The sequence below is a fragment of the Ruegeria sp. AL3 genome (genome assembly GCF_056536065.1).
The window spans coordinates 1,464,852-1,488,628 of the sequence record NZ_JBQFJG010000001.1 but is presented as its reverse complement, the minus strand read 5'-3'; the positions used below and the strand labels follow the sequence as shown (position 1 = coordinate 1,488,628).

At 59.7% G+C, this 23,777-nt stretch carries 24 protein-coding genes; 13 read left to right on the top strand and 11 right to left on the bottom strand.

Annotation, left to right across the window (positions count from 1 at the left end):
• The first annotated feature begins 56 nt into the window (after positions 1–56).
• Together ACR3E6_RS07485 and ACR3E6_RS07480 are read left to right on the top strand one after the other, a co-directional pair.
• Positions 57–818: a DUF1013 domain-containing protein gene (locus tag ACR3E6_RS07485; protein WP_171638297.1), complete on the top strand. Its 762-nt coding sequence runs from the start codon at positions 57–59 to the stop codon at positions 816–818.
• A 51-nt stretch (positions 819–869) separates the two neighbouring features.
• Positions 870–1,259, top strand: a complete 390-nt coding sequence (locus ACR3E6_RS07480) for a hypothetical protein (RefSeq protein WP_171725100.1) — start codon at positions 870–872, stop codon at positions 1,257–1,259.
• Between the two features lie 56 nt (positions 1,260–1,315).
• Here ACR3E6_RS07480 and ACR3E6_RS07475 read toward each other — a convergent pair whose 3' ends face one another.
• The gene (locus ACR3E6_RS07475; protein WP_210093885.1) at positions 1,316–2,347 is read right to left on the bottom strand and encodes a permease; all 1,032 of its coding nucleotides are present in this window, start codon (positions 2,345–2,347) and stop codon (positions 1,316–1,318) included.
• Positions 2,340–2,648, bottom strand: a complete 309-nt coding sequence (locus tag ACR3E6_RS07470) for an ArsR/SmtB family transcription factor (protein ID WP_171207031.1) — start codon at positions 2,646–2,648, stop codon at positions 2,340–2,342. The genes ACR3E6_RS07475 and ACR3E6_RS07470 overlap by 8 nt, the downstream gene beginning before the upstream one ends.
• Before the next feature lie 133 nt (positions 2,649–2,781).
• On the opposite strand from ACR3E6_RS07470, the gene pdxR reads away from it, so the two are divergent.
• The 6 genes from pdxR to ACR3E6_RS07440 all read left to right on the top strand — a co-directional run bounded on the left by pdxR (position 2,782) and on the right by ACR3E6_RS07440 (position 11,814).
• Entirely contained in the window at positions 2,782–4,242 is a 1,461-nt protein-coding gene (gene pdxR, locus ACR3E6_RS07465; RefSeq protein ID WP_171638305.1) for a MocR-like pyridoxine biosynthesis transcription factor PdxR, read from the top strand.
• A gap of 125 nt (positions 4,243–4,367) precedes the next feature.
• Complete coding sequence (gene xsc, locus ACR3E6_RS07460) at positions 4,368–6,143, top strand: sulfoacetaldehyde acetyltransferase (protein ID WP_480486534.1); 1,776 nt, start codon at positions 4,368–4,370, stop codon at positions 6,141–6,143.
• Positions 6,144–6,165: 22 nt separating this feature from the next.
• Positions 6,166–7,173, top strand: coding sequence for a phosphate acetyltransferase (pta, locus tag ACR3E6_RS07455; protein WP_209835471.1), 1,008 nt, complete (start codon positions 6,166–6,168; stop codon positions 7,171–7,173).
• Positions 7,174–7,263: 90 nt separating this feature from the next.
• Positions 7,264–10,083 (top strand): molybdopterin oxidoreductase family protein, encoded by a 2,820-nt coding sequence (locus ACR3E6_RS07450; protein ID WP_209835470.1) that lies wholly within the window; start codon positions 7,264–7,266, stop codon positions 10,081–10,083.
• 109 nt (positions 10,084–10,192) lie between these two features.
• Positions 10,193–10,942 carry a 4Fe-4S dicluster domain-containing protein gene (locus ACR3E6_RS07445; RefSeq protein ID WP_171172200.1) on the top strand — a complete coding sequence of 250 codons (750 nt, stop codon included), beginning with the start codon at positions 10,193–10,195 and terminating at the stop codon, positions 10,940–10,942.
• Positions 10,942–11,814 (top strand): dimethyl sulfoxide reductase anchor subunit family protein, encoded by an 873-nt coding sequence (locus ACR3E6_RS07440; protein ID WP_209835469.1) that lies wholly within the window; start codon positions 10,942–10,944, stop codon positions 11,812–11,814. The genes ACR3E6_RS07445 and ACR3E6_RS07440 overlap by 1 nt, the downstream gene beginning before the upstream one ends.
• A gap of 134 nt (positions 11,815–11,948) precedes the next feature.
• On the opposite strand, the gene dapA is transcribed toward ACR3E6_RS07440, so the two are convergent.
• Positions 11,949–12,821: a 4-hydroxy-tetrahydrodipicolinate synthase gene (gene dapA, locus ACR3E6_RS07435; protein WP_171637693.1), complete on the bottom strand. Its 873-nt coding sequence runs from the start codon at positions 12,819–12,821 to the stop codon at positions 11,949–11,951.
• A gap of 134 nt (positions 12,822–12,955) precedes the next feature.
• Between dapA and ACR3E6_RS07430 the strand changes: the two genes are divergently transcribed.
• Entirely contained in the window at positions 12,956–14,929 is a 1,974-nt protein-coding gene (locus tag ACR3E6_RS07430; protein ID WP_480486531.1) for a lytic transglycosylase domain-containing protein, read from the top strand.
• Here ACR3E6_RS07430 and ACR3E6_RS07425 read toward each other — a convergent pair.
• Entirely contained in the window at positions 14,903–15,772 is an 870-nt protein-coding gene (locus ACR3E6_RS07425) for a DMT family transporter (protein WP_171637697.1), read from the bottom strand. The two genes, ACR3E6_RS07430 and ACR3E6_RS07425, sit on opposite strands and share 27 nt — an antisense overlap.
• Positions 15,769–16,434 carry a tRNA (5-methylaminomethyl-2-thiouridine)(34)-methyltransferase MnmC2 gene (mnmC2, locus tag ACR3E6_RS07420; RefSeq protein WP_480486529.1) on the bottom strand — a complete coding sequence of 222 codons (666 nt, stop codon included), beginning with the start codon at positions 16,432–16,434 and terminating at the stop codon, positions 15,769–15,771. Before mnmC2 ends, ACR3E6_RS07425 begins: the two co-directional genes overlap by 4 nt.
• A gap of 55 nt (positions 16,435–16,489) precedes the next feature.
• Here mnmC2 and ACR3E6_RS07415 point away from each other — a divergent pair, with 55 nt between their 5' ends.
• Positions 16,490–17,524, top strand: a complete 1,035-nt coding sequence (locus tag ACR3E6_RS07415; protein WP_480486527.1) for an NAD(P)/FAD-dependent oxidoreductase — start codon at positions 16,490–16,492, stop codon at positions 17,522–17,524.
• Here ACR3E6_RS07415 and ACR3E6_RS07410 read toward each other — a convergent pair.
• The 4 genes from ACR3E6_RS07410 to ACR3E6_RS07395 form a co-directional block, all read right to left on the bottom strand.
• Positions 17,516–18,307 carry an HTD2 family dehydratase gene (locus ACR3E6_RS07410; protein ID WP_480486525.1) on the bottom strand — a complete coding sequence of 264 codons (792 nt, stop codon included), beginning with the start codon at positions 18,305–18,307 and terminating at the stop codon, positions 17,516–17,518. The genes ACR3E6_RS07415 and ACR3E6_RS07410 overlap by 9 nt on opposite strands.
• A 15-nt stretch (positions 18,308–18,322) precedes the next feature.
• A complete protein-coding gene (locus tag ACR3E6_RS07405) occupies positions 18,323–18,865 on the bottom strand; it encodes an NADPH-dependent FMN reductase (protein WP_480486523.1) in 543 nt (180 codons plus the stop codon).
• Positions 18,866–18,997: 132 nt separating this feature from the next.
• Positions 18,998–19,669: a YiaD family glycine zipper/OmpA-like lipoprotein gene (locus ACR3E6_RS07400; protein ID WP_480486521.1), complete on the bottom strand. Its 672-nt coding sequence runs from the start codon at positions 19,667–19,669 to the stop codon at positions 18,998–19,000.
• Between the two features lie 126 nt (positions 19,670–19,795).
• The gene (locus tag ACR3E6_RS07395; RefSeq protein ID WP_171637703.1) at positions 19,796–20,488 is read right to left on the bottom strand and encodes a helix-turn-helix transcriptional regulator; all 693 of its coding nucleotides are present in this window, start codon (positions 20,486–20,488) and stop codon (positions 19,796–19,798) included.
• Between the two features lie 106 nt (positions 20,489–20,594).
• On the opposite strand from ACR3E6_RS07395, the gene ACR3E6_RS07390 reads away from it, so the two are divergent.
• Positions 20,595–20,786, top strand: coding sequence for a hypothetical protein (locus ACR3E6_RS07390; protein WP_170345624.1), 192 nt, complete (start codon positions 20,595–20,597; stop codon positions 20,784–20,786).
• Between the two features lie 2 nt (positions 20,787–20,788).
• On the opposite strand, the gene ACR3E6_RS07385 is transcribed toward ACR3E6_RS07390, so the two are convergent.
• Positions 20,789–21,436, bottom strand: a complete 648-nt coding sequence (locus tag ACR3E6_RS07385; RefSeq protein ID WP_171637705.1) for an RluA family pseudouridine synthase — start codon at positions 21,434–21,436, stop codon at positions 20,789–20,791.
• A 96-nt stretch (positions 21,437–21,532) separates the two neighbouring features.
• On the opposite strand from ACR3E6_RS07385, the gene ACR3E6_RS07380 reads away from it, so the two are divergent.
• Together ACR3E6_RS07380 and ACR3E6_RS07375 are read left to right on the top strand one after the other, a co-directional pair.
• Positions 21,533–21,943: a nuclear transport factor 2 family protein gene (locus ACR3E6_RS07380; protein ID WP_171637706.1), complete on the top strand. Its 411-nt coding sequence runs from the start codon at positions 21,533–21,535 to the stop codon at positions 21,941–21,943.
• 2 nt (positions 21,944–21,945) lie between these two features.
• Complete coding sequence (locus ACR3E6_RS07375; protein ID WP_480486518.1) at positions 21,946–22,656, top strand: SGNH/GDSL hydrolase family protein; 711 nt, start codon at positions 21,946–21,948, stop codon at positions 22,654–22,656.
• On the opposite strand, the gene rarD is transcribed toward ACR3E6_RS07375, so the two are convergent.
• Positions 22,647–23,552 (bottom strand): EamA family transporter RarD, encoded by a 906-nt coding sequence (rarD, locus tag ACR3E6_RS07370; RefSeq protein WP_480486516.1) that lies wholly within the window; start codon positions 23,550–23,552, stop codon positions 22,647–22,649. The two genes, ACR3E6_RS07375 and rarD, sit on opposite strands and share 10 nt — an antisense overlap.
• Positions 23,553–23,777 lie beyond the last annotated feature (225 nt).

Here is a 23,777-nt window from a genome sequence, read left to right as displayed (position 1 = left end):
CCAAGGGGCCGCCGAATTCCGGCGACGGGACAGATGTATGTATAGGAGACGGGCTGATGGCAAAACCGCTTATGGCCAAGGCAACCGCCGTATGGCTGGTGGACAACACCACGATCAGCTTCAAGCAGATCGCGGATTTCGTAGGAATGCACGAGTTGGAAGTGCAGGGTATCGCTGATGGCGACGTCGCCGCCGGCGTCAAGGGCTTTGACCCGATCGCCAACAACCAGCTGACCCAGGAAGAAATCGACGCGGCACAGAACAACCCGCTTCACAAGCTGAAGCTCAAGTTCAACCCATCGGCCGCCGGCGAGGAAAAGCGCCGTGGTCCGCGCTACACGCCGCTTTCGAAACGTCAGGACCGTCCGAACTCGATCCTGTGGCTGGTCAAGTTCCACCCGGAACTCAGCGACGGCCAGATTGCCAAGCTGGTGGGCACCACCAAACCCACCATCCAGTCGATCCGCGAACGCACGCACTGGAACATCGCCAACATGCAGCCGATTGATCCGGTTGCTCTGGGTCTGTGCAAACAGTCCGAACTGGACACCGCCGTGCAGAAAGCGGCGGCCAAGAAAGCGGCTGAAGGCGGCGTGATGAGCGATGACGAACGTCGCAAGCTGGTCTCGACCGAGCAGTCGCTGGAAATGGACGCAGCGCCGAAAATCCCGACCGCAATTGAAGGTCTGGAAACCTTCTCGCTGTCCGACGAACCGTCGGAAGAGAAAGACGACGAGCCGATCATCGACGCAGACAGCTTTTTCAACCTGCCCAAGGGTGGGGCGGATGACGAAGACGAAGACGATCTTCGCCCGTAACGCGCAAACAGCCTCGGCCATGACGGCTGGGGCTTTTTTCACGGACTTGCCATGCTGAACGTTCTATCTGCGGTATTTGGCCCGCATCGCGCCGTCACGATTTATGCCTTTCTGAAAACGTGGGGGCTTGGTCTGGCCGGCGGCGTTGTCATGATTGCCATCGTCACGACATTGTTTCTGCTGGGGGATGAAGGCGAACACGAGCATGAGGCGTTTCTGACCGTCCCGGTTCTGTCTGCAACTCCGGTGAACGGAGATCTGAAGAACGGCGTCGTGGCATCTGTCCGCTTGCCGGATGGGTCCGCCACATCGATTACGTCTACAGATGCGCAGATTTCGCAGACAGTGGGCACGACGGCCTGTATCGAAAAACGCGTTTACCTCGAAAGCGGAGAAGCCCGGTACCGGCTCAAACTGCCACGTCTGTGCGACGGTAGTTGATCGACGGCACCGAACGGATAGAAGCCGCCCGATGTGACACCGGGCGGTTTTTGCGTTCATACCAATTGAAAGATGATACCAGCCACGATTGCGCCACCGACCCCCAGGGTCAGATAGGTTGCAAAGACACGTGGTTTGACCAATGACCAGACCGCAGCCATCGCCGGGATGGAACTGACAGCACCGGCAACCATGAACGACATGGCCGCACCCGCTGTCATACCTTGCTCCATCAACCCTGCCAGCAAAGGCGGCGCCACGTACGAGTTCAGGTATGCCGGCATACCCACCAGCGCAGCAACGACGATCGGCAGCACGCCTTCTCCGCCAACCACGCCGGCGATCAGGTCGGCGGGGATATAATTGACCAAAAGCGCCTCGAGGACATAAGCCAGCGCAAGCCATTTCAACAGGAACAGACCGTTGTGCACGAATTCCGAACGGAACCGGGCGCGACGCTCGGGCTCCTGCCAGAATGTCCAGACCGGCTTGGTATCCGTTTTCGGACCACATCCGCAGCACCCGGAGGGCTTGTATTCGCGCAAAGGCTGGGCAAACGCGCCTTTGCGCATAAGCAACCGAACCGCGAACCCGCCGAACAGGCCAAGCGCAACCGCCGCAACAGCCTTGCCGATGGCAAAGGGCCATCCCAGCGCACCGGCGGTAATCAAAAGCGTAGGCGGATCGATCAAGGGTGAGCTGAGCCAGAACGCCATGACCGCGGACAACGGCGCACCAAGGGCCAGAAGACCCGCAATGAAGGGAATAACCTCGCAAGAACAGAAGGGGGCAAGACCACCGAACAAGGCAGCCAGAAAGATCATCCGGGTCTCGCGCCCCTCAAAGGCACGCGCCACCATCACCTCTGCGCCGGTCGCCTTGAGGTAAGACAGCAGAAGCACTGCAAACAGAATATATTGCCCTGTATGCGCCAGAGCCTTGGCTGCAAATGTCACCACCTCGGGCAAGTTTCCGGGATCCAGGATTGCCACCGCCGCCAGAATGACGACGATCAGCGTCCAGGGTGTCTTGATCAGGTCCAGCGCCATTTTGGCAGTCATGCGCGGGTTCTGTGTCAATTCAGCCATCGTTCGCAGCCTTTCCAACTTCGTCAGCGCAGCACTCGCTGAGAATGAATTGCGCCAGATTTCTCAATTCGTCGTAATTGGCGCGGTTGATCGTGGTTCGACCGACCTTTTCCTGTTCGACCACTCCACCGGCCGCAAGAAACCGCAGGTGATGGGCCAGGGTCGACGGGGCAATCCCGGTCCGGTCCTGTATCTCGCCAACGGTCAATCCGGCTTTGCCAGCCCGGACCAGCGTCTTGAGGACTTTCAGCCGAGCTTCAGAGCCCATGGCAGAAAATCCGGCAGCAGCAGCTTCCCACATCCACTATCACCATTAAACTAGTTTTCTAGTCATTTAGTCCGAAGGAACTCTCCGGTCAACCCCGCCGACAAAATTTCGTGACTGCGATGTAAGTCCAGATTGCCCCGGCCTTAAGTCCACCCTATAAGCAGGCATGGGGATTTCGGTCGATACGTTCTTTCTTGAGCTCAATGGTCAGGGCACATTGCAGGCCCAGATCCAGCAGATGATTGCCGAAGGCATCTTGTCCGGTCGCTTTCACGTCGGAGAAAAACTCCCTTCGTCACGCAAACTGGCCGCGCATCTGGGGGTCAGCCGAATAACGGTGACATTGGCCTACACCGAACTGTTGGCCAATGACTACCTGACCGCCAAGGGGCGGTCGGGATATTACGTTTCGCAAAACGCACCTGTCCCCCCCAAGTATTCGCCTGTCCAGCGCGGCACAGAATCCGTTGACTGGGACAAGGCACTGGCGCGTCGCTTTCTGGACAGCGACGTGCTGCCAAAACCCAGCGACTGGCGAGAATACCGTTATCCGTTCATCTACGGGCAGGCTGACCGAACCTTGTTTGACCACGCCAACTGGAGGTTATGCGCCGTCCGCGCGTTGGGACATAAGGACTTCGATTCGCTGACCGGCGATTACGTGGATCAGGATGATCCGTTGTTGATCGAATTTATTGCCCGTCACACTCTACCTCGCCGTGGCATCGCGGCCCGCCCCGAAGAGATCTTGATCACTCTTGGCGCGCAGAACGCGCTCTGGCTGGCATCGCGTATCTTGCTGACCCACAATCGCACGGCCGTGATAGAAGACCCATGTTACTATGCGCTGCGAAGCCTTCTGAACCATTGGGATTGCGCGGTCACGCCCTTGAGTGTGGACCGGGACGGTCTGCCGCCCGAAGCGATTCCCGACGAAGCAGACGTCATCTTTACCACCCCCAGCCATCAAAGCCCGACAACCGCGACGATGCCGATCGACCGCCGCAACCAGTTGCTGGACCGAGCACGCGAACTCGACGCGATGGTCGTCGAGGATGACTATGAGTTTGAAATGGCCTTCCGAGGCGCCCCTTCGCCGGCGCTGAAATCCATGGATCGGGATGGGCGCGTGATCTACGTCGGCAGTTTTTCCAAGTCGCTGTTTCCAGGATTGCGACTTGGATACATGGTCGGCTCAGAGCCCTTTATCCGCGAGGCACGCGCGCTGCGTTCATTGGTTCTGCGTCACCCACCAGGCCACATTCAGCGCACGGCGGCGTATTTCCTGTCGCTGGGCCACTACGACGCGCAAATTCGGCGTATGTCAAAGGCCTTGCAAGAGCGGCGCGACGCGATGGACAAAGCCATCGCGGAAAGTGGGCTGACCGTGGCTGGACGGGGTGTGATTGGCGGCTCTTCACTGTGGATGTCAGCCCCTGAGCATGTCGACACAACTCAACTGGCATTAAGACTGCAAAACCAGGGTGTTCACATCGAACCCGGCGCACCGTTCTTCTCGGGGCCGGACAGACCACAGAATTTCTATCGCCTGGGCTATTCCTCAATTCCAACTAACCGCATCGCGACCGGCGTGAAACTGATCGCAGACGCAATTCGGGCCGTTTGAGCCTTATCTGGACCTAATCCGGCTTTCGTTTTGGCCCTAACGCAGGTCGCACCCTTGCGCCAAAACCATATCAAACGCCGGGTGCAGTGCCCGGTTTCACTCACTCTTGGTTGGAGAGCACCCTTATGAAAATGACGACGGAAGAGGCCTTTGTTAAGGTTTTGCAGATGCACGGGATTGAGCATGCGTTCGGGATCATTGGATCTGCGATGATGCCGATCTCGGACTTGTTCCCGAAGGCCGGGATCATGTTCTGGGACTGTGCGCATGAAGGCAGCGCGGGGATGATGGCGGATGGCTACACCCGTGCGACCGGCAAGATGTCGATGATGATCGCGCAGAACGGCCCCGGCATCACCAATTTCGTGACCGCCGTGAAAACCGCCTACTGGAACCACACGCCGCTGCTGCTGGTCACTCCGCAGGCGGCGAACAAGACCATCGGTCAGGGCGGTTTCCAGGAAGTTGAGCAGATGAAGCTGTTCGAGGACATGGTCGCCTATCAGGAAGAGGTCCGCGACCCGACCCGCGTCACCGAGGTTCTGAACCGCGTAATCATGAAAGCCAAGCGCGCCAGCGCCCCGGCCCAGATCAACATCCCGCGTGACATGTGGACCCAGGTGGTCGATATCGACCTGCCCGCCATCGTCGAGTTCGAGCGCCCTGCGGGCGGCGAAACCGCCGTGGCGCAGGCGGCCGAGCTGCTGTCGAACGCCAAGAACCCGGTGATCCTGAACGGTGCGGGCGTGGTGCTGTCCAAGGGCGGGATCGAGGCCTCGAAGGCGCTGGCCGAGCGTCTGGATGCGCCGGTCTGCGTGGGCTATCAGCACAACGACGCCTTCCCCGGCAGCCACCCTCTGTTTGCCGGTCCGCTGGGCTACAACGGCTCGAAAGCCGGGATGGAGCTGATCAGCGAGGCGGATGTTGTCCTGTGCCTCGGCACCCGTCTGAACCCGTTCTCGACCCTGCCGGGCTATGGCATCAACTACTGGCCCGCGGATGCGAAGATCATCCAGGTCGACATCAACCCTGACCGTATCGGCCTGACCAAAGCGGTCAGCGTCGGCATCATCGGCGACGCCGCCAAGGTGGCAAAGGGCATTCTGGCCCAGCTGAGCGACACCGCCGGTGACGAAGGCCGCAAGGAGCGCAAAGAGCGCATCGCGCAGAAGAAATCGGCCTGGGCGCAGGAACTGACCTCGATGACCCACGAGGATGACGATCCGGGCACCACCTGGAACCAGCGTGCCCGCGCGGCCAAGCCCGACTGGATGAGCCCCCGCATGGCGTGGCGCGCCATTCAGGCGGCCCTGCCGAAAGAGGCGATCATCAGCTCGGATATCGGCAACAACTGCGCCATCGGCAACGCCTATCCATCGTTTGAAGAGGGCCGCAAATACCTGGCGCCGGGCCTGTTCGGCCCCTGCGGCTATGGCCTGCCGGCCATCGTTGGTGCCAAGATCGGCTGCCCGGATGTGCCGGTCGTGGGCTTTGCCGGTGACGGTGCCTTTGGCATCGCGGTGAACGAACTGACCGCGATCGGCCGCGAGGAATGGCCCGCCGTGACCCAGATCGTGTTCCGCAACTACCAGTGGGGCGCGGAAAAGCGCAACTCGACCCTGTGGTTCGACGACAACTTCGTCGGCACCGAGCTGGACACCAAAGTGTCTTACGCCGGTATCGCGCAGGCCTGTGGCCTGAAGGGTGTCGTGGCCCGCACCCAGGACGAGCTGACTGCGGCGCTGAATCAGGCGATCGAGGATCAGAAGAACGGCATCACCACGCTGATCGAGGCCCTGATCAACCAAGAGCTCGGCGAGCCTTTCCGCCGCGACGCGATGAAAAAACCCGTCGCCGTCGCCGGAATCTCCGCCGATGACATGAAAGCTCAGGAAGCGTAATCAAAGGACGAGGCCACAGCGCATGACAATGACACCAATTGAACTGTTGCGTCAGAGCGCCCCGGCCTCGCGCCCTGTGATTTCTTTATGCGAAGGCAGTGATCCCCGCGTTGTTGCGGGGGCGCTGGCCGCCCAACAAGCCGGACTGGCCGATGTCATTCTGGTCGGTCCACAAGCCGAGGTCGACGCCGCCCTCAAAAACCAGAACGCCACTCGCTCTGACGGCGTCATGGTTCACGACCCGGCAACCTCGGACCTGACCGAGGAATTTGCTCAAACCTATTTTGAACTGCGCCAACACAAGGGCGTCGATCCGGCCAAGGCCCGAGCCGCCGTTGAAACACCGCCAGTCTATGCCGCCATGCTGGTACGCAGCGGGCGGGCCACTGGAACCGTAGGTGGAGCCGTTCACACGACCGGAGACATTGTACGCGCGGCCATTCAGGTGATCGGCATGGCCCCCGATGCCGGAATGGTATCATCCTTTTTCCTGATGTACCCGCCGGAAGACGCTCAACCCGGAGCGCGGGCGATGCTCTATTCGGACTGCGGCCTGGTCATCGATCCCAGCCCTGACGAGTTGAGCAAAATTGCCGTCGCCTCGGCCAGATCGGCGCGCGCACTGCTGCGGGTTGACCCCAAGATTGCCATGCTCAGCTTTTCGACCAAAGGCAGCGCAAAGCATCCCGATGTCGACAAGGTGATCGAGGCCACTGAAACACTGCGTCAAAGTTCCCCGGATCTCGAGGTCGACGGCGAGCTTCAGTTCGACGCGGCCTTCGTGCCCTCGGTCGGGGATCGCAAATCGCCCGGATCTTCGGTCGCCGGTCAGGCCAACGTGATGATCTTTCCCAATCTCGACGCGGGCAATATCGGCTACAAGATCACGCAACGACTGGGGGGTTACACCGCAATCGGCCCGGTTCTGCAGGGGCTGGCCCGACCCGCCAACGATCTTTCCCGCGGATGCAGCGCCGAAGACGTGACCCAGATGATCGCCGTGACGGCACTGCAAGCTATCAGGAAATAAAACTCAGAACTCGCGTCGTCTTCAGAACGATGTTCTCAAATCGGAAGGAAAGTGAAACAATCCTCCCGACATAACCGACAGGACCCGCCAATGACCCATCAGCAGCCGATCCTTGAAACGTCTCCGAAAGTTTCGGACGAGGTCCGCAAAACCACCTGTTATATGTGCGCCTGCCGCTGCGGCATCAACGTTCACATGAAAGATGGCAAGGTAGCCTATATCGAAGGAAACCGGAACCACCCGGTCAACAAGGGTGTGTTGTGCGCCAAGGGCTCTGCCGGGATCATGCAGGTCAACGCCCCCTCTCGCCTGCGCAAACCGCTGAAGCGTGTCGGCCCACGCGGCTCGGGTGAATTTCGCGAAATCGAGTGGGACGAGGCGCTCAGCACTGCCGTGGGCTGGCTGAACGAACTGCATGAAACCGCACCGCAGAAGCTGGCTTTCTTCACTGGCCGCGACCAGAGCCAGAGCTTCACCAGTTTCTGGGCCCAGAATTTCGGCACTCCGAACTACGCAGCCCACGGCGGCTTCTGCTCGGTCAATATGGCGGCCGGTGGCATTTACACGATGGGCGGCGCTTTTTGGGAGTTTGGGCAACCCGACTGGGATCACACCAAACTGTTCATGCTGTTCGGCGTCGCCGAGGATCATGACAGCAACCCGATAAAAATGGGGATCGGCAAGATCAAGGCGCGCGGCGCACGGGTGATCGGAGTGAATCCGATCCGGTCGGGCTATAACGCAGTTGCCGATGACTGGGTTGGCATCACACCCGGAACAGACGGGCTGTTCATTTTGTCGCTGATCCACGTCCTGATGAAAGCTGGCAAGATCGATCTGGATTACCTGAGCCGCTATACCAATGCGCCGGTTCTGGTGAACGCAAGCGAGGGTGCGGAAAAGGGCCTGTTCCTGCGCGACGAGGATGGCAAGCCGCTGGTTATTGATCGCAAGACGGGCAAGCCAACCGCATTCGACAAGCCCGGCGTGCGCCCGGACCTGTCGGCGACCTATGACAAGGACGGTGTAACGCACCGTCCCGTTTTCCACTTGATGGCCGAGAAATACCTCAGCAACGAACACGCGCCCGAGGCGGTAGCCGATCGCTGCGGCATTCCCGCCAAACGTATCCGGGCTATTGCCGCCGAAATCGCCAGGGTCGCTTTTGACGAGGCGATCCAACTGAATCAAGAATGGGTTGATTTTCGGGGTGAAAAGCACTCGAAGATGATTGGTCGTCCCGTCAGCTTCCATGCCATGCGGGGCATTTCGGCCCATGCCAACGGATTCCAGACCTGCCGCGCACTGCACGTGCTTCAGATCCTGCTGGGAACAGTCGAGGTGCCGGGCGGTTTCCGCTTTAAGCCACCCTATCCCAAGCCGGTCGAAGCGCACCCGACGCCCCATGGCGACAGGCGTCCGGGACGCCCACTGAACGGCCCGCATCTGGGCTTTCCACGAGGTCCCGAAGACCTGCTGCTGGATGACTGCGGCACGCCGCAACGCATCGACAAAGCATTCACCTGGGAAAACCCGATGTCCGCGCACGGGTTGATGCATATGGTGATTTCGAACGCGGCTGCCGGTGATCCCTACAAGATCGACACGCTGTTCATGTATATGGCGAACATGTCGTGGAACTCCTCCATGAACACCAAAGGTGTGATGGAGATGCTGACGGCCAAGGCCGAAGACGGCAATTACATCATCCCGCGCATCATCTACTCCGATGCCTATTCTTCGGAAATGGTGGCCTATGCCGACCTGATCCTGCCCGACACCACCTATCTTGAGCGGCACGACTGTATCTCCCTGCTGGATCGCCCGATCTGCGAGGCCGACGCCGCAGCAGACGCCATTCGCTGGCCGGTGGTCAAACCCGACCGTGACGTGCGTGGTTTCCAGTCGGTTCTGATCGAGCTGGCCAACCGTATGAGCCTGCCGGGTTTCACGAATGAAGACGGCAGCCCAAAGTGGAATGACTACGCAGATTACATTGTCAACCACGAACGACGCCCTGGCATCGGCCCGCTGGCCGGCTTCCGGGGTCCAGACGGCGACAAGGAAGGCCGCGGCGAGGTCAATCCGGATCAGCTGAACCGGTATATCGAAAACGGCGGATTTTATGTGGCGCATATCCCGGAAGGCGCGGATTACTACAAACCGTGGAACACCGCCTATCAGGACTGGGCCGTCGGGATGGGCATCTATGACAGCCCTCAGCCCTATCTGTTCCAACTCTATTCCGAACCGATGCGCCGGTTCCAGCTGGCTGCCGAAGGTCACGGAGACCGCCAGCCGCCCGAGCACCTGCGCCAGCGCATCAAGGACACCATGGATCCGTTGCCGATCTGGTACGAAACCGATCAGCAGGGCAATGAAGGCTTCACCGTCAACGCCCTGACGCAGCGCCCAATGGCCATGTATCACAGTTGGGGCACACAGAACGCATGGCTGCGCCAGTTGCACGGGCAAAACCCGCTGTACGTCCCGACCAAACTGATGCGGGAACACAACCTGCAAGACGGAGACTGGGCAAAAGTCAGCTCCCCCCACGGTGAGATCACCGTGCCGGTGATGGAGATGGCCGCGCTGAACGACAACACGGTCTGGACATGGAACGCCATCGGCAAACGCAAGGGCGCCTGGGCCTTGCAGGACGACGCACCAGAAGCGACCAAAGGTTTCCTGCTCAATCACCTGATTCACGAATTGCTGCCGTCCAAAGATGATGGAATGCGCTGGGCCAATTCGGACCCAATCACTGGTCAGGCGGCATGGTTCGACCTGAAGGTCAAAATCGAAAAAGCCGACGCACCTGCCGATGCGCAAAGCCAGCCGAATTTCGACCCGATCAAATCTCCTGTCGGAACCGGCCCTGAAAACCTGGCCTGGAAGGTGGGCAAATGACCCGGATCCGCACTTCATCTGGCCAAAAATATCCCGGGGGTGAATTGAGCCGCAGGCTCAAGAGGGGGCTGGCCCCCTCACCTGCCCTCCACAGCAGAGGTTCACTGACATGACCCAGCTACCAAACTCCACTGACCGCAAGATGGGCCTGGTCATCGACCTGGACACCTGTGTCGGCTGCCACGCCTGCGTTATTTCCTGCAAAGGCTGGAACACAGAAAATTACGGCGCCCCTCTTTCGGATCAGGACGCCTATGGTGCAAACCCTTCGGGCACCTTTCTCAACCGCGTGCATTCCTACGAAGTGCAACCTGCCGACGGGCATGCCCAGCTGATCCACTTCCCGAAATCCTGCCTGCATTGCGAAGACGCGCCCTGTGTTACCGTTTGCCCCACCGGCGCCAGCTACAAGCGGGTCGAGGATGGCATCGTCCTGGTCAATGAAAGCGATTGCATCGGATGCGGCCTGTGCGCCTGGTCCTGCCCTTACGGTGCGCGGGAACTGGATGTGGCCGAAGGTGTGATGAAGAAATGCACACTTTGCGTGGACCGCATCTACAACGAAAACCTCCCCGAGGTCGACCGTATCCCCTCCTGTGTTCGCACCTGCCCTGCGGGCGCAAGGCACTTTGGTGATCTGGGCGACCCTGACAGCGATGTCAGCCAGCTGGTTGCAGAACGGGGTGGCATGGACCTGATGCCGGAAATGGGAACCAAACCCGTCAACAAATACCTGCCCCCGCGCCCCAAGGACACCGTGGAAGACCAGATCGACATACTGGCCCCCCTGCTGGCCCCCATCGCTGACGAGCCCAAAGGGTTCCTCGGCTGGCTCGACAAGACGTTGGAGAAACTCTGATGCATCCCGCACCCTCCGTCATTCTGTTCACCACCCTGTCCGGTCTGGGATTTGGACTGCTGTTCTTTCTTGGCCTGGGGTTTCCGGCTGTTTCGGGTTGGGTGGCTTTTGTGTTCTTCGCCATTGCCTATGGTCTGGCCGTCGGCGGGCTTTTGGCTTCGACCTTCCACCTGGGCCATCCGGAACGGGCCTTGAAAGCCTTCACTCAATGGAAAACCAGCTGGCTCAGCCGTGAAGGTTGGTGTGCCGTACTCGCGCTGGTCGTCATGGGGCTCTATGCAATTGGCGTGGTGTTTCTGGACCAGCGCTGGGGTTTTCTGGGCTGGATCGGCGCAGGGTTGTCGCTGGCCACAGTGTTCACGACATCGATGATCTACACGCAGCTCAAGACCATCCCACGCTGGAACATGAACCTGACACCTGCCATGTTCCTCAGCTTCAGCCTGGCCGGTGGTGCCTTGCTGGCAGGTCAGACAAGTGCAGCTCTGCCGCTGCTGCTGATCGCGGCGCTGGTGCAGATACTGTACTGGCGCAAAGGGGATCAGGCGTTTGCATCATCGGAAACTGATCTGGGTACAGCCACCGGGCTTGGCGCACGCGGTTCCGTCCGCGCCTTTGAGCCGCCCCATACCGGCACCAATTATCTGCTGCGAGAGTTTGTTCATGTGGTCGGGCGCAAACACGCCGAAAAACTGCGGCTGATCTCGTTCGTTCTGGCATTCGTGCTGCCGGTTCTGCTGTTGTTGTTGCCGTTCAATCACGTCTTCGCCCTGCTGGCCGTGGCCTCGCATCTGGCAGGTGTTGCAACGTCGCGCTGGCTGTTCTTTGCGCAGGCCGAACATGTCGTGGGGCTGTATTACGGCAAACGCTGAGGGGGCTCTGCCCCCGCCGCGGCAAGCCGCGACTCCCCCGGGATATTTTTAGCCAGATGAAGTCTGGATATATGGAAAAGAAAGGGCGGCGCTCGAGGTTCGAGGCCGCCCTTCGTTGTATTCTGAAATACCAGTCAGATCAGGCCAGCATGGGCCATTGCGGCCTCGATTGCATCCTTGGTGCTGTTTTCCAGCTCGGTCAGGGGTGAGCGGACTTCGGTGCTGCAAAGGCCCAGTTTGCTGAGTGCATATTTGGCACCGACCAGGCCCGGCTCGATGAAGATCGCCTCATGCAGCGGCATCAGTTTGTCCTGATACTCCAGCGCTTTTGCGTAATCCCCTGCCAGTGTCGCCTGCTGGAATTCGGCGCAGAGCCTGGGGGCCACGTTTGCGGTGACCGAAATGCAGCCAACACCGCCGTGTGCGTTGAAGCCAAGTGCGGTGGCGTCTTCGCCGGACAATTGGCAGAAATCTGCGCCGCAAGTTGCACGCTGCTGGCTGACACGGGCCAGATCGCCCGTTGCATCCTTGACCCCGACGATACGGGGAAGCTTGGCCAGTTCACCCATCGTGGCAGGTGTCATGTCAATGACTGAGCGGCCCGGAATGTTGTAGATGATGATCGGGATATCCGCGGCCGCATGCAGCGCCTCGAAATGCGCGATCAGGCCACGCTGAGTCGGTTTGTTGTAATACGGCGTAACGACCAGTGCCGCATCCGCTCCGACTTTTTCCGCGAACTGAACGAAGCGGACAGCTTCGACCGTGTTGTTCGACCCGGCACCGGCAATGACCGGAACGCGGCCCGCAGCGGTTTTGACGACCTCTTCGATCACTGTTTCATGCTCTTCGTGGCTGAGCGTCGGGCTTTCGCCGGTTGTTCCCACAGGCACCAGCCCGGTCGAGCCTTCGGATATCTGCCAGTCCACCAGATGTTTGAGCGTCTTCAGGTCCAACTCGCCGTTGTTGAACGGGGTGACGAGGGCTGGCATCGAGCCTTTGAACATGACACGCTCCTTCAAGGTGCATTTTGCAGTTTTTACGCCGCGGTCCCTCACGTTTCCAGCTTTGTGAGTTGATCCCGGCGACGCACGGTTTATCCTCACAGGCTCTATCCTCGGTTGGTTAGGAAATGCAAGGGATGACACGCTTTCTGGCACTGTTGACTGCTGTGATTCTGTATTCGGTGACTGCGACGCATTCAGCACGGGCAGATGCTGCTGCTGATTTGCGCGCTGGACTTACCGAAATGCGCAAAGGCGACTGGAACGCAGCGTTGCGCGTATCCGGCCAGCGTGGTTCTGTATCGCGCGATATCATTGTCTGGCACTGGCTGCGCGAGGGCTTCGGCAGCTCTGGCGACGTGTTGGTGTTTCTCGAACGTCGCCCGGACTGGCCCGGGCTGGCATGGTTGCGCCGCAAGAGCGAGCCTGTTTTCACCGGTGCCGATCCAGACAGGGTTCTGAAATTCTATGCCGGCATGCCGCCTCAGACGGCAGAGGGCGCGTTGAACTTTGCCGTCGCTCTGAAAGCCAAGGGACGCATCGGAGAAGCGGAGGCCGACATTGTGACCGCTTGGCGCACCATGCCAATGGGTTCGGGTCTGCAAAAAAGCTATCTGGAAAACTTTGCCAAACTTCTGAAGCCGCATCACGCGGCGCGCTTGGACAGAATGCTGTGGGACGGTCATCTTGTAAGCGCCGGGCAGATGTTGCCTTTGGTCGGTTCAGACGAACGCAAACTGGCCGAAGCACGGATAGCATTGCAGAAACGCCAACCCGGTGTGGACACCAAGGTGGCAGCAGTTCCCAAGTCTCTGGCGGATGCGCCCGGGCTGGCCTTCGATCGTTTTGTCTGGCGCGACAAGAAAGAACTGGATGACAGCGCCGTCGATCTGATGCTGGCACGCTCTACCGGGCCTGACGCCCTGGGTGAGCCTGACAAATGGGCCGAGGGACGGCGCCGTCTTGCACGGCTTGAGATGCGATCGGGCCGTGCGGCGCGCGCCTATGACGTGGCCGCCAATCATCACATGACCCCCGAAATGGGTTACGGCTATGCCGATCTTGAATGGCTGGCCGGTTTTCTGGCGCTTCGCAAACTGAATGATCCTGCCACCGCCATTCGCCACTTCCAGAACTTTTCGGACGCCGTGAAATCTCCGATCTCGAAAGGCCGTGGTGGCTATTGGCTTGGGCGCGCTTACGCGGCATTGGGTGACGCGGACAAGGCGTATGACGCCTATGCGATGGGGGCCGACTACCAGACCTCATTCTACGGTCTGTTAGCCGCAGAACGGATCGGACGACCGTTTGATGCAGAACTGGCCAATCCGCGGCGCGCGCCGCATTGGCGGCAGGCGGAATTTGCCGATTCCAGCGTTTTGGAGGCCGGATTGCTGTTGCTGAAAGCCGGAGAAGCAAACCTGTCCGAACGGTTCCTGACCCATCTGGTCGAAAGCCTTGATCCAGTACAGGCCAATCAATTGGGCGATCTGGTGATCGAACTGAAACAGCCGCATCTGGCCGTGATGATCGCCAAACGGGCGGCAACTACGGGAACCGTTCTGCCCGCAGCCTATTACCCGGTCCATCCCGTTGCAGATATGCGATTGCCGATGGCCAAGGAAATGACATTGGCCATCGCGCGCCGTGAAAGCGAGTTCGACCCGGTCGTCGTCAGCGGTGCGGGTGCACGCGGCCTGATGCAGGTAATGCCCGCCACGGCCAAGCTGGTCGCGGGCGAGCTGGGCATTCTCAGCGGCCATCAGACGGGACGATTGACCACGGACTGGCAATACAACGCAAAGCTTGGGGCCAACTATCTTTCTGGTCTGGCGGCCGATTTCAACGGCAACGTTGTGATGATGGCGGCGGGGTACAATGCGGGGCCACGGCGCCCGATCTCGTGGATGGAACGCTATGGTGATCCGCGCACAGGCGAGGTCGATATCGTCGACTGGATCGAGACGATCCCGTTCAGCGAAACGCGGAACTACGTGATGCGCGTGACCGAAAGCCTGCCGGTCTACCGTGCCCGCCTGGGGCAACCCGCCCTTCCGGTTCCTTTCTCGCAGGAGCTGATCGGATCATCTCTGGCGGCGTTCGCGCCATAAGGTGAACAAACCTGCGGCCACGACGATGGTTGCGCCCGCCACGACTTCGGGGCGCAACGTTTCGCCAAAGATCGAAATACCCAGGATCGCGCTCCAGACCAGGTGAAAATATGCAAAGGGTTGAACCGCACTGGCTTCGGCCATCTCATAGCACTTGATCAACAGCCAGTGCCCGAACACCCCACTGACGCAAAGCAGTGCCATCCAGAGCCAGTCGCCGCGCGCCATCGGCTCCCAGAACCACATGCCAAACACGGTCATCGCCACGGCACCGGCGACACCGGTCCAGAAAAAGCTGGTCGCCGCGCTGTCCTGACGGGCGACATATCGCGTCAAAAGTCCATAGATCGCAAACAGCAAAGCGGAAATCAAAGGTATGACAGCCCATGGGTTAAAGACCCCGGCGCCCGGTTGCAGGATGATCAGAACGCCGATGCAGCCGACACCGATCGCGGCCCATCGCCGCCATCCGACCTTTTCGCCCAGCACCGGCCCGCTCAACGCGGCGACAAGCAAAGGATAGCAGATGAAGACGGCCATACTGTCGATCAGGCCAAGGACCGTAAAGCCGAACACCGCAATGCAGATCTCGGCCGCCAGCAACAAGCCCCGCACGATCTGCAAACCCAACTGACTTGTCTTTGTGGCCGCCTTCAGTCCACCGGGGGCCCGGGCGGCCAGAGCGATGACAAAAGCCGCAAAGAACCAATAGCGGATCATGACCACCATGTAGGTGTTATAGGTTCCGGCCAGATGGCGCGAGATACCGTCCTGCAAGGCAAAGACAATTGTCGCGCCCACCATCAAAGCGATGCCCGCACCGACATTGTTCGTCTGGGTCATGCTTTGTGTGCCCGTGTCATGTGCCGCTTGCGACCATAGCCGGGTGTGCGGGTTACGTTGAAACCGGCGCTTTCAAGCCCCCGGCGCACAAAACCCGCGGCTGTATACGTGGCAGCTGTACCGCCTTTGACAGTGTGGCTTGCCACGTCCTGCATCAGGTCCGCGCCCCACAATTCAGGGTTCTTGGCTGGTGAAAACCCGTCGAGAAACCAGGCATCTGCCACACCGTCCCAGTTCGGCAATGTCTTGCGTGCATCGCCGATCACCACCTCAAACCGAAGCGAATCCAACATACACGTGCGCCCTGTCCAATGCGCCAGAAACCGGCTGCTCCACGGATGCAATTCGGGAAAGGCCCCAAGCGCGCGCTGCATGTCGTCCGGTGCCATAGGAAAGGCTTCGAAACTGGTAAAGCGCAATGGCCCTTTCTGGCCGGATGCCTCCCATTCCGACCAGGCGGTCAGCAGGTTAAGGCCGGTGCCAAAACCCAACTCGGCAATGTGAAACCCCGGCGCAAATCGCGCAGGCAAATCATTTCCCGCCAGAAACACATGGCGCGTCTCTTCCAGCCCGTTCTGTAACGAATAATATGGGTCGTCGAAGCGATCCGAGACCGGTATCTGATCTTCGGTCCACGTCAATTCGGCGCGCTGGTCTGCCATTGGGGAATCCTGTAGCTAAGCGGCGCGACACTGAACAAGGAAAAGGGAATTGGCAATGGTCGATGTGACGGTTCGCGGCGCAGGGATTTTCGGCCTGTCCATCGCCTGGATTTGTGCGCGCCGCGGCGCGAAAGTGCAGGTTGTCGATCCGTCCGGTCCCGGCGCCGGGTCCAGCGGAGGTCTGGTCGGCGCCTTGGCCCCGCATGTGCCGGAAAACTGGAACGCCAAGAAAGCATTTCAGTTCGACAGTCTGATCATGGCTGAACCGTTCTGGCGACAGATCGAAGACACCGGCGGGGTTTCACCCGGCTATGGCCGGCTGGGCCGCCTTCAGCCGATCCCGGACGCGCGTGGTCTGGAACTGGCCCGCCAGCGCGAAGGCACCGCAGATAAGCTTTGGCAAGGTCGGGCGGAATGGCGTGTCATCACCGCGACCCAAGCGGGTTCATGGTGCCCACCCAGCCCCACAGGCTTTGTCATTCGCGATACGCTGACGGCACGAATGCACCCCCGGCGGGCCTGTGCCGCGCTGGTCGCAGCACTGGAGGTCATGGGCGTTCACATTGTCAGTGAAGCCGAGGACAAGGGGCAGGTCATCCACGCCACGGGCCTTGCAGGATTGCAGGAACTGAACGACGCCTACGGCAAGACCGTCGGAAATGGAGTCAAAGGGCAGGCCGCCCTGTTGCGCTTCGACGCAGGGGAAGTGCCGCAACTATTCGCCGACGCGATTCACATTGTGCCGCATGCAGACGGAACACTTGCGGTCGGATCGACCTCGGAACGGGATTATGAGGACCCGACCAGCACGGACGAAGCTCTGGACGACGTGATAGACCGCGCCACGCGCGTCCTGCCCCTTTTGCACGGGGCCGAGGTGATCGAACGCTGGGCTGGTGTGCGCCCGCGCAGCAAAAGCCGAGCGCCGATGTTGGGCGCCCATCCCCTGCATCAAGGGCAGTACATCGCCAATGGCGGGTTCAAAATCGGTTTCGGCATGGCCCCCAAAATCGCCGAGGTCATGGCCGATCTTATGCTGGAAGATCGGGATACGATCCCTGATGAGTTCCGGCCCGAAGCCTCATTGTGACTGGGCGACGGCTTGCATGCATTGCCGCCCGTCAGGGCCGCGCACCCACATGTTTGCACCCCTCCGACACAACTGGGCAGTTTCGAAATGCATCAATGGCGAAGTCGCGCGGAACGAAAACGAGGCGAGCGGACCGATCAGGTCAACCGCGAAAAGCATCAGAAGCTGCGCCAGAAGCGGCCCGTGCACGACCAGCCCGCCATATCCTTCCACATCGCGCGCATAGTCCAGATCATAGTGAATACGGTGGCCATTGAAGGTCAGGGCCGAGTATCGAAACAACAACGTTGAATCGAACCCGACTTCGCGGCAATCGGTCTCATCGGTGCGCGCTGTGGGCGGTTGGGGCATTTCAGCATCCGGCGCAGGATCTTCGCGATAAACAAGATCCTGCCACTCTGTCATGCGCAACTGACCGTTCTGCCAGATCTCGTGCCGCAACGTGACAAAGCCCAACGGGCCGGACCGCCCCACCTTGGCGTTTTGACTTTCAAGAACCGATTTCTTTTCGGCGGTGATCCCTGCGATCAATGGCGCATGAAAGGTCAACCGCCCGCCGGCCCACATTCTGCGCGGCAACCCCATATCCGGGATCAAGCCCCCAACCTTGGGATGCCCATCCCGACCCAATGCGGCGGCCGGTTGAGGGGTCCAGAAATAAAGCTGATGGAAGAAGGGCGGCAATTCCGAACCACTGGCGATCGTTGGCACACCACCCAGCGCGACCTGAAATGCGGCCGCGCGGGCCGGATCCAAGAGATCGGTCTGTCGCTCTTGCGTCATTTGCCTGACCCGCGATCAGAAACCGGCCTCGGCCCGGAGTTTCTGCATCAAGTCATGCAAGGACTTTTCGTACCGGTCCGAACGCAGCTTTCCCTGATCGTCGAATTCGTTCGAACTGTTCGCCAGATGGATTTCGGGCCCTTGCAGGATGCGCGGCTGAAATGGAACCATACAGGCCCGCAGGATCATCTGCGCCCGTTCCCCGCCTGCACGACCAGCGGCCGCCGACATTACCGCAACCGGTTTGTCGACCCATGGATTGCCTTGCGTTCGGCTGACCCAGTCCAGCGCGTTTTTCAGAACGCCTGATGGACCCTTGTTGTACTCTGGTGTCGAAATGATCACCGCATCGGCCTGTGCGATCTGATTGGCTAGCGTATGAACCGCCTGGGGAATCCCTTCTTTGTCTTCCAGATCACCGTCGTAGAGGGGCAGGTTCAAATCCGCTTCGACAAAGCTTGCCGGATCGAACAACCGTGCCGCCTCGCGCAGAAGCTTACGGTTGGTCGCGTTCTGGCGCAGGGACCCGGACAGGCCAAGAAGGGTCGGTTGGGACATCGGGAAAGCTCCGTTTCTGTGTTTGGCGCAAGTTAGATCGAGATCACCCCGATCCAAACCCCATTTGACGCACAGTCATTGCGCAAACCGAGCCGCCCATTGGGCGGCCCCGCTGTTCACGCCGCGCAGTGGTTACGCGTTCCCGCTGGGCAGCACGACAATCTCGACACGCCGGTTTTGCGATTTTCCTTCCGGCGTCAGGTTGGACGCGACAGGGTTGTTTTCGCCCTGCCCGATCGTGCGAATACGGTTGTAGCTGACACCGTTGGCCTGAAGGATATCGGCCACGGCATTCGCGCGGCGCTCTGACAGGCCCTGATTGTAGGTTGCGTCGCCGTCGCTGTCAGTGTGCCCGATGATCTGCACGTTCGAATTCGGGTAGTTGACCAGATTCTGGCCCACTTTCACCAGATCAGACCGCAACGCCGGGCGCACAGTCGAACTGTCGGTGTCAAAGGTGATGTCATTCGGGACCGTCACAATCAGGCGATCGCCTGCGTTGACGATTGTAATTCCGTCATTTGCCAGTTGTTGGCGCAGCTCCGCAGCCTGCTTGTCCAGTTGATTGCCGATCACGCCGCCCCCGGCAGCACCGATTGCAGCACCGGCCAACGCGCCCAGACCGGGGTTCGAATTATTGGCAATTGCCCCGATTCCAGCGCCGACCAGCCCACCCAGAACGGCGCCCTGTTTGGCGTTCTGGTTCGGGTCGTCCTGTACTTTCAGCGTGCCCGGGTCGGTACAGGCCGCCAACACAAGGGCTGAACACAAACCTGTGGCCACGAAAAACTTGGAAATCGTCATGATATCACCTTCTGCTCCAGCACCCGTTATTCGGGCGTGCTTCGTTTTCCTCAGTATATCACTGTGCAGGCTTGGCGGCTCAAGCTACAATGCGGTGAAGTCGGCGAATACCCGCCAAACACGTATTCAAACCGCTTCAACGAACGTTTCTGCATTCTGCTGTTCCTGCCAGAGCTCGCGCAATGACCTGCTTTGTCCTGAAAAGCTATCTTCGGTGCATTCACTGGACCAGATACGGTCGGTGCGGAAATGGCGAAACCCGTTGCGCAATTCGCACCAGCCTGCCAACATCGTGCATTCGATGTGATAGATCAGCGCCACAGGGCGCACGACCCGAACCGTGCGTTCGCCTTCGCTATCTTCATAGGTGATACGGATTTTCCGCTCTGCCCTGATGGCTTCGCGGTAATGCGCGATCGAAACGCAACCCTTGTTTGGATCATCCGCCGGGGCACCCCATGGGGCAACCTGCAACCAATCCGCTGGGCAATGCAATGCGTCGATCTTCTGGCATATCCGGCTGGCGGCCCTTTGAAGGTGACTGTCGCCGGTACGCGCAAGAAGAGACAGGCCAACCCACAAGGCCTCAACTTCTTCTGCATCGAAATTGAGCGGCGGCAGATCATAGCCGCGCCGCATCACGTACCCGATACCGGCCTCACCTTCGATGGGCGTCCGTTGCGCCTGCAACTCGGCAATATCCCGATAAACCGTGCGCACGGACACCTCCAACCTTGCGGCCAGGGCCTCTGCCGTGACCGGAGCGCCCGCAGCCCGCAGGATCTGGATGATTTCAAACAATCGGGTCGAACGGCGCATTGCATCCTCCTGTCACCATGCTGACACCCTAGCACACCCCACTGACAAGAGGGTGTCAGGAGTGATGGGCCAGATTGAATTGGCATCGAAAGAAGGAGCACGAAAAATGCCATACCTCGACACCCATGTCATGATGACACTCAGGCTGGGGCAATGGTCTCAGGACCATACCCTGCGCGCCTTCGAGATCGAGCGCGAAATCGCCATGGCCCGGCAGTGCAAGCAGCCCGTATCAAAGAAACGATCCAGACGATTTTCGCTGGGAAATCTAAAGATGCTCTGGACCAGCACGGCCTGAGATCAGAACTCGGGCCGGGCCCGAAACTTCATCGAAACCCCACCTTCCGGGTGTTTCAGACGCAGTTCTTCCGAATGCAGCATCAATCTGGGGAAGTCCAACGCATCGCCCGTCGCATAGAATGGATCGCCCAGGATCGAGTGGCCCAGCGCCTGCATATGGACGCGAAGTTGATGAGACCGGCCCGTTTTGGGAAACAGACGCACACGCGTCGTATCGCCTTCGGTCTTCACGACACGCCAGTCCGTCACGGCAGGTTTGCCCGTCGCGTGGCAAACCATCTGTCTGGGTCGGTTGGGCCAGTCCACGATCAGAGGCAAGTCCACGGTGCCGGTCTTGGGTTCCAGCTGCCCCCAGACTCGGGCGATATAGGTTTTGCGGGTCTGACGCTGCTCGAATTGCATGCTCAGGTTGCGCTGTGCGTGCGGTGTTTGGGCAAAGACCATGACACCGGACGTGTCACGGTCCAGCCGGTGCACCAGCAGTGCTTGTGGAAATGCATCCTGCACCCGGGTCAACAGACAATCTGAAAGATGCGCGCCCCGCCCCGGAACCGAAAGCAGGCCCGAAGGTTTGTTCACCACGATCAGCTGTGCATCTTCATGCAACACATCCAGCGGGGTTTGAGGGGGATCATAGGTGTCGCTCATGCAGGGTGCCTATCCCAGCTCGTGACCTCCCGCAACGTCGTCCTTGCATGCCCGCCGATGTTCGGTGACCTTCTCTTCAAAAGCGGAGGAGATGCCATGCACCCGACAATTGAACGCATGCAAGAGGTTGTCGCAAAGGGCGATGAGACCTTGATCCATCAGCTCCTGGCCGAAGATGTGCAGTTCCTGCCGCCCACATACTACAGCACCTGGACAGGGCGCGCTCCGGTCGCTGCCGTTCTGGGGCATGTCGGGCAGGTGTTTTCAGATTTTCGTTATCGGCGCGTCATGGGCGACGGGAAAGACTGGGCATTGGAGTTTCAATGCAAAGTCGGTGATCTGGATGGTATCGGCGTGGATCTTGTTACGTTGAACGACGATGGGTTGATCCAGGTTTTCGAGGTCGTCATGCGCCCCTACAAAACGGTAGGTGCCTTGCGCGATGCCATGATGGCGCGGGTCATGACAGACGCTCGTTTTCTGGAATTCAAAAACGCGCTGAGCTGACAATGCCTCGTTCCCTAGCTGCCGATCAGATTTTGCGGGTTCCGTTGCTTCCGGTGCTTGCCACGCAGGGGCTATCGGTGCGAAGGAACGCGCAGTTGCTGCCGGATCCGACTGGCCCGCGCGAAGGCCGCACAGGGCGCGGGCCACGTCTGCGGCTTTTGATCACCGGTGACAGCTCGGCTGCCGGAGTGGGCGCAGGCACGCAAGATCAGGCGTTATCCGGTCATCTGGTCAACCGTCTGGCCGGCCACTATGCGGTCGAATGGCGGCTGGAAGCGACAACCGGGCACACCACCCAGGACACGATCGACCGCCTGTCGCAAATGGACGGCGAGTTCGATGCTGTCGTTACGGCACTCGGAGTCAATGATGTCACCCGTGCCGTAACACGCCAGCAATTTGCGCGCCGTCAGACCCGCCTTATCCGCTTGCTTTCAGAAAACCTGGGGGCTCGTCGCATCGTCGTAACCGCTGTCCCGCAGATGAACAGGTTTCCGGCCCTACCACAGCCGCTGGCCTGGGTGCTTGGATGCCAGGCCGCGCGCCTGGATCAGGGGTTGCAAGAGGTTGCGGCTGCATTTCCGCATGTTCAACATCTGCCACTCGACCTGCCGGACGACCCGGCATTGGCTGCACCGGATGGCTACCATCCCAGCCCCCGGGCGTATGCGCTCTGGGCGGATGCAGCCGTGCGTCTGTTGCTTCAGGCCTGACCGCGCGCCTGCCGGATTATAGGGATCGAGTAAACGACCAGAGCCGCCCAGATCAGTGGGAACGCGATCATCCGGCCCGTGTCTATCTTCTCGCCGAACAGGGTTATCGCTGTAATGAAGATCATGGTCGGCGCGATGTATTGCAGGATGCCCATCGTGGACAGACGCACCAGTTTGGCGCCATTTGCATAAACCAGCAATGGCACCGCCGTCACGACCCCTGCACAGGACAACAACAAGGTGTCCGACATCGCGACACCGAAATGACCAGTGCCCCGCACACCCAGAAACGTGACATAGACCAGCGCCGGGATCAAAAGGATCAGGACCTCAAGCAGGAAACCCTGGTTCGGCCCAATCGGCAGCGAGCGCTTGAAGAACGCGTAGAACCCCCAACTGATCATCAACCCAAGAGCCGCCCAAGGCAAACGACCGGCTTCCACCACAAGTACCACCACACCCAGCGCGGCCAATCCGACCGCGAACAGTTGTGTCCGTGTCAGGGGTTCTCTCAACAGGATTGCCCCCAGCGCGATACTGAATAGGGGGTTGATGTAATACCCCAACGCCGCATCCAGTGCGTTGCCCGTGGAAATGGCCCATACGTAAATCGCCCAGTTCACGGAAATAAGCGCAGCGGTCAAAGCGGCCATACCCAACATCTTCGGATTGCCAAGCGCGGCCTTCAGATCCCGGGTTCGGCCCAGGACAACCAGCAACAACCCGGCCACAGGCACTGACCAGATAACACGGTGCGCCACAACCTCGACCGCGCCCATATGATCCAGCGCTTTCATGTACAGAGGCAAGAACCCCCACAGGACATAGGCCGTGACTGCCAGCGCAAGCCCTTTTGGTGTGTCCGTGTTCTGTGAAGGTAGAAGCGTGTCTGCCACATCGGGTCTCCGGTTGATACCGGTTCGGTTTAAGGCAGAAATGAACGGGTTGAAAACTCTGAAAACAGTGAAGTGTCATATAACAATGTTTGATGAGTTGTCAGACCACGCTTTTCAGGTGAGGTCTGAAATGCGAGGCTCTGCCTCGCGCTCCGGGATATTTGTGGCCAGATGAACAAGGGACCCGCTCTTCATCTGGCCACAAATATCCCGGGGGAGTCGCCG

What these genes read in the sequence shown, in the direction of transcription:
- ACR3E6_RS07405 (WP_480486523.1), bottom strand. Translation starts at nt 18,865, where the DNA reads ATGTCCCAACCGACCCTTCTTGGCCTGTCCGGGTCCCTGCGCCAGAAC.
- dapA (WP_171637693.1), bottom strand. Translation starts at nt 12,821, where the DNA reads ATGTTCAAAGGCTCGATGCCAGCCCTCGTCACCCCGTTCAACAACGGC.
- ACR3E6_RS07400 (WP_480486521.1), bottom strand. Translation starts at nt 19,669, where the DNA reads ATGACGATTTCCAAGTTTTTCGTGGCCACAGGTTTGTGTTCAGCCCTT.
- ACR3E6_RS07395 (WP_171637703.1), bottom strand. Translation starts at nt 20,488, where the DNA reads ATGCGCCGTTCGACCCGATTGTTTGAAATCATCCAGATCCTGCGGGCT.
- ACR3E6_RS07415 (WP_480486527.1), top strand. Translation starts at nt 16,490, where the DNA reads ATGGTCGATGTGACGGTTCGCGGCGCAGGGATTTTCGGCCTGTCCATC.
- pta (WP_209835471.1), top strand. Translation starts at nt 6,166, where the DNA reads ATGACAATGACACCAATTGAACTGTTGCGTCAGAGCGCCCCGGCCTCG.
- ACR3E6_RS07480 (WP_171725100.1), top strand. Translation starts at nt 870, where the DNA reads ATGCTGAACGTTCTATCTGCGGTATTTGGCCCGCATCGCGCCGTCACG.
- ACR3E6_RS07430 (WP_480486531.1), top strand. Translation starts at nt 12,956, where the DNA reads ATGACACGCTTTCTGGCACTGTTGACTGCTGTGATTCTGTATTCGGTG.
- ACR3E6_RS07390 (WP_170345624.1), top strand. Translation starts at nt 20,595, where the DNA reads ATGCCATACCTCGACACCCATGTCATGATGACACTCAGGCTGGGGCAA.
- ACR3E6_RS07425 (WP_171637697.1), bottom strand. Translation starts at nt 15,772, where the DNA reads ATGACCCAGACGAACAATGTCGGTGCGGGCATCGCTTTGATGGTGGGC.
- ACR3E6_RS07440 (WP_209835469.1), top strand. Translation starts at nt 10,942, where the DNA reads ATGCATCCCGCACCCTCCGTCATTCTGTTCACCACCCTGTCCGGTCTG.
- ACR3E6_RS07410 (WP_480486525.1), bottom strand. Translation starts at nt 18,307, where the DNA reads ATGACGCAAGAGCGACAGACCGATCTCTTGGATCCGGCCCGCGCGGCC.
- ACR3E6_RS07450 (WP_209835470.1), top strand. Translation starts at nt 7,264, where the DNA reads ATGACCCATCAGCAGCCGATCCTTGAAACGTCTCCGAAAGTTTCGGAC.
- ACR3E6_RS07470 (WP_171207031.1), bottom strand. Translation starts at nt 2,648, where the DNA reads ATGTGGGAAGCTGCTGCTGCCGGATTTTCTGCCATGGGCTCTGAAGCT.
- pdxR (WP_171638305.1), top strand. Translation starts at nt 2,782, where the DNA reads ATGGGGATTTCGGTCGATACGTTCTTTCTTGAGCTCAATGGTCAGGGC.
- ACR3E6_RS07380 (WP_171637706.1), top strand. Translation starts at nt 21,533, where the DNA reads ATGCACCCGACAATTGAACGCATGCAAGAGGTTGTCGCAAAGGGCGAT.
- ACR3E6_RS07385 (WP_171637705.1), bottom strand. Translation starts at nt 21,436, where the DNA reads ATGAGCGACACCTATGATCCCCCTCAAACCCCGCTGGATGTGTTGCAT.
- ACR3E6_RS07485 (WP_171638297.1), top strand. Translation starts at nt 57, where the DNA reads ATGGCAAAACCGCTTATGGCCAAGGCAACCGCCGTATGGCTGGTGGAC.
- xsc (WP_480486534.1), top strand. Translation starts at nt 4,368, where the DNA reads ATGAAAATGACGACGGAAGAGGCCTTTGTTAAGGTTTTGCAGATGCAC.
- ACR3E6_RS07375 (WP_480486518.1), top strand. Translation starts at nt 21,946, where the DNA reads ATGCCTCGTTCCCTAGCTGCCGATCAGATTTTGCGGGTTCCGTTGCTT.
- ACR3E6_RS07445 (WP_171172200.1), top strand. Translation starts at nt 10,193, where the DNA reads ATGACCCAGCTACCAAACTCCACTGACCGCAAGATGGGCCTGGTCATC.
- mnmC2 (WP_480486529.1), bottom strand. Translation starts at nt 16,434, where the DNA reads ATGGCAGACCAGCGCGCCGAATTGACGTGGACCGAAGATCAGATACCG.
- ACR3E6_RS07475 (WP_210093885.1), bottom strand. Translation starts at nt 2,347, where the DNA reads ATGGCTGAATTGACACAGAACCCGCGCATGACTGCCAAAATGGCGCTG.